Genomic DNA, 1,276 nt, shown 5'->3' on the forward strand with positions numbered 1-1,276 from the left:
GTCTTGTCCTTGATGGTAAATTCATGCTTGACCAAGGCTGGAAATTCTTCCTTTTCCTTGCCAACTGGCGGCACCAAGAGACTGCCGACATGCTTGTCATAAAAGTCGCTGGCACCTTCTAACTTGGTCCGGTGGAGCTTAAGCTCATTGTCAAAATAAGCCGTAAAGCCCTGCTTATCACCTGCCACAAAGTCGAAACGACCTAAACCACCCAAAAAGAGGGTTTGCTCTGGATTAAGCTGGTAGGTTTTGGGTTTGATTTCCTTTTTGGGGCTGACATATTTGAGATTCTTAGCAGAAAGATAGTGAGCCATCTGGTGACGATGGATAATGCCCGGTGTATCATAGATATGACTGCCGTCCGCTAAAGGAATCTCGATTTTATCCAGAGTTGTTCCCGGGAAGCGCGAAGTCGTAATAATATCCTTATCGCCTGTGATTTCCTGAATAATGGCGTTAATCAAAGTGGACTTGCCTACATTAGTCACGCCGACTACATAAGCATCACGTCCCTTGCGGCAATGCTCGATCTTGTCAATCAAGTCCTTAATGGCCTGCTTGTTCTGAGCAGAAGTCAAAATGACATCAACTGGACGCAGGCCTTCTTCGTGAGCCCGCTCCGTCAGCCATTGAGTCACCTTGCTATCCTTGACCGACTTAGGCAGAATGTCCTTTTTATTCCCTACCAAGAGAACATCATTTCCAGCAACAAAGCGAGACAAGCCGGGGATAACCGAGCCATTAAAGTCAAAAATATCAACAACATTGACGACCAAGGCGTCACTATCTCCAACCTCATGCAGAAGCCGCAGAAAGTCATCATCCGTCAGCTGGACATCGCTGATTTCATTATAATGGCGCAGGCGGAAACAGCGCTGGCAATAGAGTTCGCCTGTCTCCAAGCCTTTTTCTAGAGCTGACTGGGGCGTGTAGCCTAGCTGGCTCTTGTCTTCTGTCTGAATAGTGGCTCCACAGCCGATACAGAGAAGTTCTTCCATGCTTAAATTCCTTTTTTGTATTGAATTGGACCGTATTTTTCAGTGATTTTCTTGAGCACGCGGCGTTCACGCGCCCGATTGATCTGAGTCTTGATAGAGTCGTGCTCGACCAGCGGTTTGACCAAAATCGAACGAATCCCGGCCCGATGCGCTGCCCGAATATCCGTCATGAGCTGGTCGCCCACCATGACCACTTCATTTCTTTCAAAATGAAAAAGCTTGAGCGCTCGGTCAATTCCCCAAGTGAAGGGTTTCATGGCCCAGTAGACATAGTCAAT

2 protein-coding genes are annotated in these 1,276 nt (G+C 47.6%); both read right to left on the reverse strand.

Going from position 1 to position 1,276, the window contains the following annotated elements; all coding sequences use genetic code 11:
• Window positions 1-998, reverse strand: a 998-nt coding sequence (gene yqeH, locus Q0191_RS02615; RefSeq protein WP_297663577.1) for a ribosome biogenesis GTPase YqeH, incomplete at its 3' end; no start/stop codon positions are given.
• A gap of 2 nt (window positions 999-1,000) precedes the next feature.
• Window positions 1,001-1,276, reverse strand: a 276-nt coding sequence (locus Q0191_RS02620; protein ID WP_297663579.1) for a YqeG family HAD IIIA-type phosphatase, incomplete at its 5' end; no start/stop codon positions are given.

The organism is uncultured Streptococcus sp., assembly GCF_938036805.1.
In the GTDB taxonomy this organism is placed as follows: Bacteria; Bacillota; Bacilli; order Lactobacillales; family Streptococcaceae; genus Streptococcus.